Here is a 14,327-nt window from a genome sequence, read left to right on the forward strand (position 1 = left end):
TTATACTCCTTCACCCTTGTCTGCTTGACCAGCCCTTAGGTTGTCCAAAAATGGCTTATAACCATCTTCGCCAATCCAGTACTGAAGTAGATTATTGACACCACGGATGGTCAAGGTAGCACCACTGATGCCATCAATTTGACTCTCACGTGCGGTGCCTGATTTGACAACGGCAATTTTTCTTGAGCCGTCGTCATTATACAGCTCTTTATCCACCCATGTGGCTTGCCATTGTGCTTCTTCAATGCGTGAACCCAAGCCAGGGGTTTCTTTGTGTTGATAAAAATTAACCCCTTTAATGGTATTTAAATCTTTATCCAAGGTCAAAAGACCAAAAATTGGTCCCCATAAACCAGCACCATGAATGGGCAGCACAATTTGCTCAAGCTGACCATTGGCATCTTTTGCCAAATATACTTTGGCAAAATTTGGTTTGCCTCCAATTTTGGCAATATCATTTGTTAATGAAGTAGACAGGCTGGGTGTGCGAGCTGCTTTTGAGACATTGTAGCTATTGACATCACTGATACCAGACGCCATAATTTCTTGTTCTGTTGCAAATTGACCTGTTTGTAGGTTGACCAAGCGTATTTCAAAATCAGCAAAACGCTCTGCAATGACATCGGCTGACTCTGTTTCTGGGTCGTACATATCTGCCGCCATCAAGATATTTTTATTCAAATCCAGACGGGCGTTTTCTTGCTGCTTTGGCTTAAGACCAACAGCAACCGCAGAAACCATGACCGAACAGACCAAGCACAAAATCAGTGCCGTGGCTGCGGTACTTACATTATTATTCTTGGTTGACATGGCTTAATCTCCGTGCGTTTTGGCGTTTGATATTAGCTTGAGTGACAAAATAGTCAAACAATGGGGCAAACAAGTTGGCAAACAAGATGGCTAACATGATACCCTCTGGAAAAGCAGGGTTTGCCACACGGACAGCCACCGTCATAAATCCGATAAGCAGACCGTAGCACCAGCGACCAATGTTAGTATGGGCAGCTGAAACAGGGTCGGTTGCCATAAATACTGCACCAAACATAAAGCCACCAATCACCAAGTGCCAATGAGCAGGTAGGCTCATCATCACATTTTTGTCTGAACCAAACACATTAAACAGTAAGGCAGTAACAACCAAACCAATGACTGAGCCTGCAATCACACGCCAAGAAGCAATGCGAGTCCAAAGAAGTCCAACCATACCAATTAAGATGGCAAGTGTTGACACTTCACCGATTGAGCCTTGCATATTACCCAAAAATGCATCCATCCAAGTGATGGTCTGACCGTAGGCATCGACAAACTGATCTGGGCTAACGCCTATGGCAGCCAGACCTAATGGCGTTGCACCCGAAAAGCCATCTACAGCGGTCCAAATGGCATCGCCTGACATATAAGCAGGATAGCTAAAGTACAAAAATGCCCGACCTGCCAAGGCAGGGTTAAGAAAGTTTTTGCCTGTGCCACCAAATACTTCTTTAGCAACCACAACCCCAAAAGTGATGCCTAAAGCTACTTGCCATAACGGAATATCTGGGGGGAGCGAGAGTGCGAATAATACTGAAGTCACAAAGAAGCCTTCATTAACTTCATGACCACGCACAACCGCAAAAATAATCTCCCAAAGAATGCCGACCGCAAAAGTTACGGCATAAATGGGTAAAAATTGCATCGCCCCATAAACAAAACTTGCCCAAATACTATTTGGGTCATAGCCTGCCATATTCGTGATGATGGTACGCCAGCCTTCTGGTGTGATACCCATGGCTTGGATGGCACTTAGTGCCTGAAATCCGACATTATACATACCCCAAAACATCGCTGGGAATGTACAAAGCCAAACGGTAATCATGATACGCTTTAGGTCGACGCCGTCACGCACATGCGATGCACTATAAGTTTGAGATGATGGCTGACGAAAGAAAGTGTCAAACATCTCAAATACAGCATAATATTTTTCGTACTTGCCACCTTTGGTAAAGGATGGCTCCATACGGTCAAAGATATTGTGAATGAACTTCATGGTTAGCCTTCCTGCTCAATACGGGTCAAGTTATCACGCAAAATATCACCGAACTCATATTTGCCTGGCGATACGAAAGTACACAGTGCCAAATCTTCTTCATCAAGCTCAAGTGCACCCAATTCAACCGCACTGATGATATCTTCGACAATCAAAGCACGCAGTAGCTGGGTAGGTAGATAGTCTTGAGGCATGACAGTTTCAAATAAGCCGATTGGTACCATGGCACGAGGCGAGCCGTTGGTACTGGTCGTAAAATCGTATTTTTTGCCTTTAAAAAACTGTGAAATATAAATTGGCAATTTTGAAAAACGATTTGCCCCTGGTGTAAAAAAGTGAAGTGCAGGGCGTTCACGACCTTCGGTAAGTACAGAGACTTGATTATGAAAGCGGCCCAAAAATGCCGTAGCACCAACAGCTGTGCGACCTGATAGAACAGAGCCTGAAATGACACGGTTATCGTCGCCGTTGAGTTCACCTTGGGTCAATTCGGTCAAATCAGCACCTCGAGTGGTACGCACCAAGCGAGGATTGGCCACTGCTGGACCTGCCAAACTGATCAGACGCTCTGTGTAAATGCGACCTGTGGTAAATAGCTTACCAATGGCGATGACATCTTGATAATTAATCGTCCAAACTAAGCTGCCTCGTGCCAAAGGGTGTAAAAAGTGAATGTGCGTACCTGCGTTGCCTGCTGGATGTACACCAGTAAACCCTTCATAGATGGTATCGTTACCGTCAGCGGTTTTACTTAAGGTCTCAGGTACAATATCACCATGACAGACATAGGTTTTTGGGGATAGCGTTGATAAAATTGCCAAGCCATCATTAAATGCTTGTATTTCTTCAAATAATACGGTGGCAGGGTCAACAGCCAAAGGATTGGTATCTGTTGCCGTCACAAAAATGGCAGAAGGTATGCTATTAATTTCTGGTGTACGGCTAAAAGGACGAGTGCGTAGGGCGGTCCATTCACCTGAAGCGACCAACTGCTCAACAACTGTCTTGCGATCCAGCATTGACAAATCTTCAGAGCGATAAGCATTAAAAGTGATTTCTTCACTTGCATTTGGATCGACGGCGATGACCAAGCTTTCAAATACTCGTCGTTCGCCACGATTGACAGCAACGACAGTGCCGCCAACTGGTGCTGTATAAAGGACGCCTGCTCGTTTTTTGTCTTCGTAAAGCACCTGTCCTTTGGTGACCTTATCACCTTCTTTGACATGCATGGTCGGACGCATGCCGACATAATCGTAGCCGACTAACGCCACCTTAGTGGGCGTGTGCTCGCTAATCTGCTTGGAGGGCTCGCCAGTGATTGGCAGATCCAAGCCTTTTTTGATGGTAATCATAAGCGGATACTTAAATTAAGACCAAAACATACCAGCCTTCACCAAGTGGTGATTAATTGGCTGGACACCAAGTTTCCTAAAAACATCCAAAGCCGTGCGACCGATGAGTGGCGGGCTGATTTTGTCTAAAGGAGTCAGTATGAAACTTTGATGAACTTTGAAAAAAATTGGCAACTGACTTTATTGCTCAATTCTTGCCAAAAAAACGATTGTTCACACCATTAATCTAACAATTATACGCTAAAACGCTCAAAATTTACAGTCTTAAAGACAATTTCTATGGCAAAAATTCATGAAAATATTTGAAAAATCAATGAATGACAGTCAAAAAGATGAAACATTTACCCAATGAATTAAGTGGTATTTTGATTGAATGGGTTGCCTAATCATCAAGATATCGCTCGCTATTTTTGAGTAATGCCACCTCATTTTGAATAAAAACTGGCAAATTGTCCATGAAAAATCAGTCAATAACTGCTAAAATACCTTCCTTAATTTGACACAATTTTAAGGAAAATTCAGATGTCTATGCTGATTATACCCGCCATTGACCTCAAAGATGGTCAATGTGTTCGTCTCAAGCAAGGTCGCATGGAAGATGATACAGTTTTTGGGAGTGATCCTGTTGCAATGGCAAGCCAATGGGTCGCCCAAGGTGCACGCCGTCTGCACTTAGTGGATTTAAATGGTGCATTTGATGGCGTACCTGTGCATAAAGATGTGGTGACTGCCATTGCCAAAGCACATCCGCAGTTGCCCATTCAGCTTGGTGGTGGCGTGCGTAGTCTTAGCACCATTGAGCATTATTTGGCAGCTGGGCTAGACTTCATCATCATTGGTACTAAAGCGGTTGAAGCACCTGAATTTGTAGAAGAGGCGTGTCGTGAATTTGCAGGGCATATTATTGTAGGTATTGATGCCAAAGATGGTATGGTGGCAACGCATGGCTGGGCTAATGTTACTGATATCAAGGCAACCGAGCTTGCCAAGCGTTTTGCTAATGCTGGCGTGTCAAGTATCGTCTATACCGATATCGCCAAAGATGGCATGATGCAGGGTGTGAATATCGAACAGACGGTTGAGTTGGCCAGCTTTAGTGGTCTGCCAGTCATCGCATCTGGCGGCGTAACCAATCTTGATGACATCGTGGCACTCAAGCCATATGGCGATTATCTGTTGGGTGCGATTACGGGTCGTGCGATTTATGAAGGGACATTGAATTTGTCGGTAGCACAAGCACTCTTGGATGCGTAATTTGATGACTTACACTACCCTGAATATGATTTTTCAGGGTAGTTTTTGATTTGTCAATGCCCTTGGTGTGTTTGATTGGCTGTTAAGCTTGCCCAAATGCACAGCAGGCAAGCTTTGAATGATTTTGATCAGATTATTTTGACTTATTTGATTTTCGGCGATGCTTTTTAGACCTCTCATTTTTGGTATCTGATTTGTCATTGGTAGGCTTAGAGGGTATCATTTGGCTGTCGCCATTTTTGTCAATACGATTTAATTGCTCAATTAAGCAAAAATCAATTTGTAATAAATCCATATTGACGCCAGCAACTTGAATAATAAGCCCATCACCCAAGCCAAATCTTGAGCCTCGTTCACCAATAAGCTTTTGTTCACGCTCATCGTAAGTAAAATATTCATCACCCAGTTGTGAGATGTGAATTAATCCTTCAATAAACAACGCATCCAGCGTCACAAATAAGCCAAAATTGGTCACTGTGGTTACCGTTGCATTAAACTCATCGCCAATATGTCGCTGCATATAATGACATTTTAGCCAAGTTTCAACATCACGAGCAGCCTCTTCAGCACGCCGTTCTGTCAAACTGGTTTGCTCGCCTGCATCATCTAAAGAGCGATAAATGGGTGTTGCAGGTTTTTGGTGAGTCACCTTATCTTTGATGGCACGATGTAGCATCAAATCAGGGTAACGGCGGATTGGGCTGGTAAAATGACTATATTCATCATAAGCCAAGCCAAAATGCCCAATATTATCAGGGCTATAATTTGCTTGCATCATTGAGCGTAACAACATACTATGAATACTGATGGCATCAGGTCGGTCGGCAGTGGCTTTGATAATTCTTTGATAGTCTTCATGCGTTGGTGCTTCACTCGGAAAGCTTAGCCCAAAACTTTTAACATATTCATGTAGCCGTGCTGATTTTTCATCATTAGGCTTATCATGATTGCGGTATAAAACGGGTAATTCATGTTTGAGCGAAAAATTGGCAGCACAAGTATTGGCAAGTAGCATCATCTCCTCGATGAGCTTATGTGCATCGCCTCGGGTGCGTGCCACAATATCGATGATATCTCCTTGTTTGTCAAACTTAATGTAAGTTTCTGCGGTTTCAAATGCCATCGCACCACGATTTTCACGGCGTGCATCGAGTACCAAATAAAGCTGGTGTAAGGTATCGATGGATTTTAGCACTGCACTATTACGCACCAGTTCATCAGGTAGGGTTTCATTGGTTGGGTCATTGAAATAGGCATTGACTTGATTATAGGTCAATCTGGCTTGTGAGTGCATGATGGCAGGATAAAATTCATAACCTGTCACTTTGCCCGCCCGTGATAATTTAATATCAGCCACCATACATAAGCGGTCTACCTTGGGATTGAGTGAACATAAACCATTTGATAATGCCTCTGGCAGCATTGGAATCACACGGTGAGGAAAATAAACAGAGGTTCCTCGTGCATAAGCATCTTGGTCAAGTGCTGATTGCGGTGTGACATAATGACTGACATCAGCGATGGCAACAACAACACGATAATTACCGCCAGCGCGTTTTTCAGCATAAACTGCATCATCAAAATCACGAGAGTCTTCCCCATCAATAGTAATCAGGGGCAGATGACGCAAATCCACACGATTTTTAAAGTCTGCATCGGTTGGCTCGTCAAACTTTGAGGCTTGTGTTAAAGCGGCTTGGCTAAATTCATGTGGAATACCATAATTATACAGTGTGGTTTCAATAATTAATTCACGGTCGTTTAAGCTGGTTAAAAGCTCAGTAATTTTACCAGTAGCAAATTCTTGATAAGTGGGTAAATCAATCAAGGAAACCTTCACATCATCACCAACGGCTGCATTCATTGTTTGGACATTCTCAGCGGTGACAGTAATAGGCTGATGGGCATTAGCACCTGATAATTGTACAAAATAACCCTCATCATCCAAGCTTAATTTACCGATAAACTCAAGTTGGCTCTGTTTAATCACTTGAATAATGCGTGCTTCAGTCTTGCCACGATACTCTGTTGCTACCGCTTCAACGGTATCACCATCAAACACAAGACGCATCTGCTTTTCGTGTAAAAATAAATCTGGCATATCGTCAAGTATAACAAAACCAAAACCTTTGGGATTGCAAGAAACTTGACCTGTTAATATGGTTGGCAATGGTGCGATGCTAAAATGGATGCCATCGATACGCTCAAGTTGCCCATCACGGAGCATGGCCTTAAGGCGGTTGGTGAGAGCAAAAAATTTATCTTCATCATCCAAAAACCCAAAGTGTATGGCAAGCGTTTCTTGCGTGGCAGGCTTACCTTGATTGGTGATATCCGCCACGGTTTGTAGAATCAATAGGCGTGAGGGAATGGGATTTTGATATTTTGATGCTTCAATATCAGCATTGGGGTCATTCCATTTGGTTTTTTTTGTTGTTTGAGTCATCGCTGGGCTACCTAACTGCTTATACCTAATATTTTTTTAAATTGACTATTGCATAAATTGTCTTTATTGTATCATAAAGCTAAAAGTTATGTGCGTTATCTGTGTTTTGGAGTGTGGCTGTGAATTATTTGGCTATCAAAAAATCAGAACTTTCTGAGAGTGATTTTAACTATCTGTGTCAAAAGATTGCGGAGATTGAGCAGCTTGTTATGCATGGCGATGCTTGGCATGCACAAGCAATTGCAGAGATGATGGGTCAATTTGGTACACAAATGTTAATACAGACAGATCATAGCAAATCTGATATTGATTGGAGAATGATGACGATTAAGGGATATTGTATTTATCAGCGTGTCTTTGAAAATAGTGAGCTACATCGTATTGGCACTCATCCAAATTTTCAAAGACAAGGGGTCGCCACTCAGCTAATGACTGGGTTGATTGCTGAGGTGATGCATGCCAAATGCCAACAACTGTTATTGGAGGTACGCAGTGATAATACCACCGCTATTACGCTTTATCAAAGCTTAGGATTTTTACGATTTGGTGTGCGTAAAAACTATTATCGTTTTGGTAATCAAAGTATAGATGCACTGATCATGCGTTTGGGTTTTGAAGATACCAACCATCATGTTTAGCGTGATAACCAGTCTTTTAATGAGATTTAGTATCGAAGCTTCAACACTCCGATACTATGGTGATCAATTCTGTGTCTGATGGTATGCCTATTTTTTCTTGGCAGGACCTAACAGCATGCCCATTTGGCGGCCTTCTACCTTAGGAGCTTGCTCAACGATGGCAATCTCAGCGGTATCTTCGATGATGCGATCAAGTTGAGCTTTACCAATTTCTTGGTGGGCCATTTCACGGCCACGGAAGCGAATACTGATTTTGACTTTGTCTTTATTTTCTAGAAATTCAACAATTTTACGCAATTTGACTTGATAGTCAGCTTCTTCAGTACCGGGACGCAGTTTAATTTCACGGACTTGAGTCTGCTTTTGATTCTTTTTGGCTTCTTTAGCTTTTTGTTTTTGTTCGTACAAATAGCGTTTATAATCCATAATTTTGCAGACAGGCGGTTTTGCATCAGCAACAATCTCAACCAAATCCAAATTTACATCCAAAGCAGCTTTTAGGGCAGTTTGAATGTCTACCACGCCCATTTGTTCGCCATCTTCTTTGACTAAGCGAACTTCTTTGGCACGGATTTCTTCATTGATGTTTAAACGGTTTGACGGTTTAATGGGTCATACTCCAAATAAAAAGATAGACCCTTATTTTACTTAAAAATGACAGGGATTTCAAGAGATTTTTAATGTCTGACTTCAATAACTAACCTTTGTCTTGCCAATTCATTAATTAACTCATCAAGATGACTTTTGTTGATGCCATCCAAATTTGCGTCCCATTCATCAAGAATGATGACATCAACATCGCTTTTATTGTTATTAATTTGCATTAATTGAGATGATAATTTTTGACCTGTGGATTTTTTATGATTTTGATGAAAAAATAAATCATGGCTGACAGGCAAATAAAAAGCCCTGTTTGATAATAATGTTTTTAAATACAACAAAAAACTGCTTTTACCTGCCCCATTACGCCCTTTAATCGTCATTCTGCCATTTTTTGGCAAATGATTTAAATCAAAATCACTCAATGGCATGTTATTAACAAAAATCTCTTTAAAGTTAATTCTGCTTAATATGTCAATATCAGGCATATTTAACGAATTTTGCAAACCAATAAATCTGGCTTTAATGCCAGAAAAATTGGTTTGGTGGAAAACAAGTACCTGTCCCATTTGCAATAGCTGTATTTGTCTTGGTAATGTTGCAACCAACAATGATAAAAATACATAATCATTGTGGTGTTTGATAAATAAATAAACAATCAAGCCCAATACAGGAATCATAAACAAAATCATACCAAAACTAGAAATTAATTGATTGAATGATTGGCTGTGAATATGATATTTTTTTGAGCGGTTAAAATTCTTTTTATAAATACGGTTAAAAATACCCATATTATATTGATTAAAAATAATCACATTGTCCCAAATTTTATTTAAAATAGAAATAAAATATATTCTGGATTTTTGAGATATTTTTGACATCTTAGATATTTGATTTTTATGGTAAAAAATAAAAAATTCCACCAATAAAAATCCAACAGCATATGCCACTAATAAATCATAATCAAGAAAAAATCCCAAGACTAAGATGTTAATCAATAAATTTAAAATCAGTGCCACACCATCAAATGCAAAGTCCAGCATGTCATCTATCACTGATTTACTCTCTTGACTAACAAAAACGGTGCTTTGGTCTTTGAGTTCTTTATTATTCAGCAAGACAGTTTTGCCAAAAAAAGTTGTCGTAAATTTTTGCACATAATTATTTAGTAGGTCAAATTTTGATTTTTCTAAATAAATGGTGGCAAAATAAGCAGGGACATAAACAATGATTAACGATAAAACAAAACCAGATAAATTTAGCAAAAAATCATCATTTTTAGCAATGTCTATGGCAAGATTGGCAATAAAATAGGTGGATAAGCCAACAATCATTTGTTGAATGAGTAAATAAATAAAGCAAAGGTATAATGATGGTGTGATGATTTTCATGATATCAATAAAGACAAATGGGTTGTCAACAAAATAACTTCGTTAAGCGTGGTTTTAAAAAATCCATTCAATGTTTTGAATGGATTTTTCTTAATAAACTTATTCTGTTTACAAATTTAGCCGACCTTTTTTCTCAATCGCCTTATCTAAAACAGCGATAAAGTCGTCAAGGTTCATACTGCCTAAGTTATCGCCCGTGCGGGTACGCACATTGACCGTGCCAGATTCCACTTCTTTATCACCCAAAATCAGCATAAACGGAATGCGTTCTAAAGTGCGTTCACGGATTTTAAAGCCAATTTTTTCGTTACGCAAATCACTGATGGCACGATAGCCTTTGGCATTTAGCTTGCTAACCACATCGCCCACGCTGTCAGCTTGCTTGTCGGTGATGTTCATCACAACCACTTGCTGAGGGGCAAGCCACGCAGGGAAGAGACCTGCATAATGTTCAATCAAAATGCCAATGAAGCGTTCAAATGACCCCAAAATCGCACGGTGGAGCATGACAGGGCGTTCACGCTCGCCTGATTCTCCCACAAACTCAGCGTTCAAGCGTTCAGGTAGGTTAAAGTCCAACTGTAATGTGCCACATTGCCAAACCCGTCCGATGCAATCTTGTAGGCTAAACTCAATCTTAGGACCATAAAACGCCCCTTCGCCTGCTTGTAGCTCCCAGTCAAGCCCAGCGTTATCTAAGGCGTCGGCTAGGGCTTGTTCTGCCAAGTCCCACAACTCGTCCGCCCCCACCCGTTTTTCTGGGCGAGTGGACAGCTTCATTTGAATGTGGTCAAATCCAAAGTCTTTATACACATCAAGGGTAAGTTTGATAAAATTAAGGGCTTCTTGCCTGATTTGGGCATTGGTGCAAAAGATGTGGGCATCGTCTTGGGTAAAGCCACGCACACGCATGATGCCATGCAAAGACCCTGATGGCTCGTTGCGGTGGCATGAGCCAAACTCAGCCAAGCGTAGGGGCAAATCACGGTAGGATTTTAAGCCTTGATTAAATACCTGCACATGACAAGGGCAGTTCATCGGTTTGATGGCGTAATCTCGTTTTTCGCTGGCGGTGGTGAACATCATCTCGCCATAGTTATCCCAATGCCCTGATTTTTCCCATAAGCTTCTGTCCACAATTTGCGGGGTTTTGATTTCAAGATAGCCGTTGTCTTTTTGTACTTTTCGCATATATTGTTCAAGTACTTGCCAGATTGTCCAGCCATTGGGGTGCCAAAACACCATGCCGGGGGCTTGCTCTTGCATGTGAAATAAGTTCAAGGCTTTACCGATTTTGCGATGGTCTCGCTTTTCGGCTTCTTCTAGGCGTTGTAAGTAGGCTTTAAGCTGTTTTTTGTCCGCCCATGCTGTGCCATAGATGCGTTGCAATTGTTCGTTTTTGGCGTCGCCACGCCAGTACGCACCGCTCATTTTGGTGAGTTTAAACGCCTTTAAAAAGCGAGTGTTGGGCACATGTGGGCCTCGGCACATGTCAATGTATTCTTGATGGTGATACAAGCCCATGTGGGTTTCATCAGGCATGTCCTCCACCAAGCGAAGTTTATAAGTCTCACCACGCTCCAAAAAGGTTTTGATGACTTCATCTCGTGGGGTCATTTTTTTGATGACATCATAATCTTGGTTGATGAGTTGTATCATGCGAGCTTCAATCTTTGCCATGTCATCAAGGGTAAAAGGGCGTTCGCTATAAATGTCGTAATAAAAGCCATCATCAATGACAGGCCCGATGACCATTTTAACATCAGGGTAGAGCTGTTTGACCGCATGACCTAAAAGGTGGGCGGTTGAATGACGGATAATCTCCACGCCTGCATCATCTTTTGGGGTGATTATCTCTACCGTGGCATCGGTGGTGATGGGGTCGCTGGCATCGACCAACCGACCATTCACCCGACCTGCCACGGTGGCCTTGGCAAGCCCAGCACCGATACTTTGAGCCACTTGCATCACGGTGGTGTTACCGTCAAATTGTTTGATACTACCATCAGGTAGGGTAATTGCGACCATAATATTGCCTTAGTACCTTGATTAAAAATCTATTTATTAAGAATACGTTTGTTGATTGATATTCTCACCGCCAAACAAACTGATTAAAATTAATTTATAATATCTTTAAATTAATTTTTCAAAAATGATAGACATCATTTGTAAAAAACTTAAATTAAAAGAGTATAAAATACTGGATTATAACAAAGTTTTTTATTGGTGGCGATAACTAAATGAGCGTATAATATGAATTTTGAGACATCATAAGTAATTTTATAAAATATTTTGCTTCTGGCAATTATGCTGGCGTACATCCAACCATCGTGCTGGTCTAATAAAACTGGGTCAGCGTTGGAGCATTCCCAATATTGCATTACCAAAATAACCTTTAAGGAGTAATTTTATGCATCGTATTTCTCTTGGGTATTTTACAGAAACTGATACAGATAAGCTACACGCTGCTTTTGATATTGATGGAGAATTTATGAGAGTTCTTGCTAAAGATTATTTAGAAGATGGATGTGTGGAAATGTACACGAAACAAGATAGTTCTTGGTTTTTTGATAGCTACATTGCTTTACAAAATAATTTTCCCTTTGATATAAGTATGGAAATTCTTGAAAAAATAAATATAGATCAAGTCTTTGGTGTATTTTGGGTTAATTATGAAAAAGATCTTGTCTACAAAAAAGAGAAATACTAATTGTTGTTGATGATTTTTATATTGAAAAATTTCCATGGGAAGGTTAATAGGCGCTAAAAGCTTATAAATATAGCCTTGATTGCAATGAAAACCTTATATTTTTACAGTATTTTATTGGGTTTCTTATTAAAAATATTTTTATAAAAGTCTTATTTTTGATAATTTAATTTATCTCAAATATAAACTAAAATAAATAAAAATGGCAATATCTCCAAACTAAGATTACTGCTTATTATGGTTAGATATAGAAACTGCCACTTCTTTTGCTTAAATAGCCACAATAGCCACCACAAAACAGGCATTATATGAACAAGAAATAGCAATTATTCAAGGCGGAGCTCTTAGAATTGGGGGTGCGTGCTCTTCTTTGTATTCAAGTTCCCCAATGTCAAACACCTCATCCATTGGAAAAATAAATAACTATTTTAAAAAATAAAGTAAAAGACTATAAAAAAGAGCATCTAAGCGTTTTAGGTCAAGTTAATCCAGCTTATCTAGAAGACCAGGTAGCAAATGGTGGAGCTTTGATTTATATTGGTAAATTAACTGTAAAAACATTAGGTAAATTTGCAAACAAATCTCAAGCCAAGACAACATCCAAAACCACCTGAACTAAAAGCAGATCCTGCCCCACCGCAGGCACACTCATTCACACCATCCATGGTTTAAAACCCATTGAAACCATTGAACATGGTGATTTAATTTGGTCAAGACAAGAGTTTGGCACAGAATATGGCTACCGTCCTGTCATCGCTACTAAGGTCACGCCCAATCAAGAAATCTATGAAGTTGTTGTCAAACACAGCAATAACTCCACAGAAACCTTTAAAACCACTAAAGAACACCCATTTTGGGTAGAAGGCATTGGCTGGCTTAAAGCTTCTTTACTAGAACAAGGCATGATACTGCTTGATAGAAACAATCAAGAAGTAGAAGTTATAAGTCAATACCTACTACCCAACCACCCCAAACTGTCTATAACTTTGAAGTACAAGACTTCCACACCTACCATATTGGTGAGTTTGGGGTGTGGGTGCATAATGATGGGTGTTGTGGGGTAGCCCTTTCTACGCTTGAATCATATGTTGAGAAATCAGCAAGGGGTATGGGAAAGTTGCATCGTGTTAATGAAAATGAGTTAACACAGTTAATTTTAGATATTGGCTACAATAAAGATGAATTATTAAAAGCCAAATCCATATTGGAATACAGTATTAAAATCAGGAAGGCAGAAAAGGCAAGCCAACCAGGTGGGAGGATTAGATGCTGGTCATCAAAGAAGGGTTGATATGGAACAAAGAATACTTAATAAAATCAATAATATGCTAAGGGAGTTGGAATAAATGCATAAAAAAATAGATAAACACCTGATCCAGGTTCTGTCATCTGAATATGAATTTAATTCTGATTCATATGCTGATTTAATTAATAATTCAATAAGCATAGAACAATCAACAGACGCTTGTTACTTTTTAGGTGAAATGTCAAAATCTAATGTTTTTAATAACAGTTAACCAATCTAAAATATAGATATTGCTCATGAGTTGGTCAAATGGTCTAATTTTAGGCTGATTTTTTGAAAAAATGGGGGTTTTAGTAATTAATCCACCAAACCCCCAACAAAATCAATCACTTACCAACTTTCTACCATCAATCCTAAAAAACTGCTTTACAAGTCATGATATCATGCCTATAATACGCACCACTTAAGCAGTACAGCACAGTAAAAAACATTGCTAAATCAATCACTTAGTATTTAGTATACCGTTTACTGGAGCACCAAAAACTTAAAAAATAAATTTTAAATTTTTGAAAAAAGTGCTTGACTTAATAAAATTTTGGCATATAATACGCCACGCATTGAGCAACTGGATGACAGTGTTCAAAACTATTTAAAATCCAAACTA

The 14,327-nt window shown here is 40.0% G+C and carries 11 protein-coding genes and 1 pseudogene; 5 read left to right on the forward strand and 7 right to left on the reverse strand.

What is annotated here, in order from left to right:
- Genes A4U55_RS06240 through A4U55_RS06250 form a run of 3 tightly spaced genes read right to left on the reverse strand, consistent with a single transcriptional unit; the run spans nucleotide 1 to nucleotide 3,381 of the window.
- Nucleotides 1-810, reverse strand: a complete 810-nt coding sequence (locus A4U55_RS06240) for a Na(+)-translocating NADH-quinone reductase subunit C (RefSeq protein ID WP_003657764.1) — start codon at nucleotides 808-810, stop codon at nucleotides 1-3.
- Complete coding sequence (locus A4U55_RS06245) at nucleotides 794-2,026, reverse strand: NADH:ubiquinone reductase (Na(+)-transporting) subunit B (RefSeq protein WP_063454128.1); 1,233 nt, start codon at nucleotides 2,024-2,026, stop codon at nucleotides 794-796. The genes A4U55_RS06240 and A4U55_RS06245 overlap by 17 nt, the downstream gene beginning before the upstream one ends.
- 2 nt (nucleotides 2,027-2,028) lie before the next feature.
- Nucleotides 2,029-3,381 (reverse strand): Na(+)-translocating NADH-quinone reductase subunit A, encoded by a 1,353-nt coding sequence (locus A4U55_RS06250; RefSeq protein ID WP_003657766.1) that lies wholly within the window; start codon nucleotides 3,379-3,381, stop codon nucleotides 2,029-2,031.
- Nucleotides 3,382-3,909: 528 nt separating this feature from the next.
- On the opposite strand from A4U55_RS06250, the gene hisA reads away from it, so the two are divergent.
- Nucleotides 3,910-4,635: a 1-(5-phosphoribosyl)-5-[(5-phosphoribosylamino)methylideneamino]imidazole-4-carboxamide isomerase gene (gene hisA / locus A4U55_RS06255; protein WP_003657767.1), complete on the forward strand. Its 726-nt coding sequence runs from the start codon at nucleotides 3,910-3,912 to the stop codon at nucleotides 4,633-4,635.
- A 133-nt stretch (nucleotides 4,636-4,768) separates the two neighbouring features.
- Here hisA and rnr read toward each other — a convergent pair whose 3' ends face one another.
- A complete protein-coding gene (rnr, locus tag A4U55_RS06260; protein WP_003658464.1) occupies nucleotides 4,769-7,081 on the reverse strand; it encodes a ribonuclease R in 2,313 nt (770 codons plus the stop codon).
- Nucleotides 7,082-7,200: 119 nt separating this feature from the next.
- On the opposite strand from rnr, the gene rimI reads away from it, so the two are divergent.
- Entirely contained in the window at nucleotides 7,201-7,719 is a 519-nt protein-coding gene (rimI, locus tag A4U55_RS06265; protein WP_003657769.1) for a ribosomal protein S18-alanine N-acetyltransferase, read from the forward strand.
- Nucleotides 7,720-7,806: 87 nt separating this feature from the next.
- Here the strand turns inward: rimI and infC are convergent, their stop codons facing one another.
- Nucleotides 7,807-8,292 carry a translation initiation factor IF-3 gene (gene infC / locus A4U55_RS06270; RefSeq protein ID WP_227513438.1) on the reverse strand — a complete coding sequence of 162 codons (486 nt, stop codon included), beginning with the start codon at nucleotides 8,290-8,292 and terminating at the stop codon, nucleotides 7,807-7,809.
- On the opposite strand from infC, the gene A4U55_RS09205 reads away from it, so the two are divergent.
- Nucleotides 8,231-8,371, forward strand: coding sequence for a hypothetical protein (locus A4U55_RS09205; protein WP_227513436.1), 141 nt, complete (start codon nucleotides 8,231-8,233; stop codon nucleotides 8,369-8,371). The two genes, infC and A4U55_RS09205, sit on opposite strands and share 62 nt — an antisense overlap.
- 25 nt (nucleotides 8,372-8,396) lie before the next feature.
- Here the strand turns inward: A4U55_RS09205 and A4U55_RS06275 are convergent, their stop codons facing one another.
- The gene (locus A4U55_RS06275) at nucleotides 8,397-9,710 is read right to left on the reverse strand and encodes an ATP-binding cassette domain-containing protein (RefSeq protein WP_063454129.1); all 1,314 of its coding nucleotides are present in this window, start codon (nucleotides 9,708-9,710) and stop codon (nucleotides 8,397-8,399) included.
- A 108-nt stretch (nucleotides 9,711-9,818) separates the two neighbouring features.
- The gene (gene thrS, locus A4U55_RS06280) at nucleotides 9,819-11,738 is read right to left on the reverse strand and encodes a threonine--tRNA ligase (protein WP_063454130.1); all 1,920 of its coding nucleotides are present in this window, start codon (nucleotides 11,736-11,738) and stop codon (nucleotides 9,819-9,821) included.
- A gap of 382 nt (nucleotides 11,739-12,120) precedes the next feature.
- Here thrS and A4U55_RS06285 point away from each other — a divergent pair, with 382 nt between their 5' ends.
- Both A4U55_RS06285 and A4U55_RS09405 read left to right on the forward strand, forming a co-directional pair.
- Entirely contained in the window at nucleotides 12,121-12,420 is a 300-nt protein-coding gene (locus tag A4U55_RS06285) for a hypothetical protein (RefSeq protein WP_003657772.1), read from the forward strand.
- Between the two features lie 701 nt (nucleotides 12,421-13,121).
- Nucleotides 13,122-13,708 (forward strand): annotated as a pseudogene (locus A4U55_RS09405) (polymorphic toxin-type HINT domain-containing protein).
- Nucleotides 13,709-14,327 lie beyond the last annotated feature (619 nt).

It is taken from the genome of Moraxella catarrhalis (assembly GCF_001632285.1).
Classification (GTDB): Bacteria; Pseudomonadota; Gammaproteobacteria; order Pseudomonadales; family Moraxellaceae; genus Moraxella; species Moraxella catarrhalis.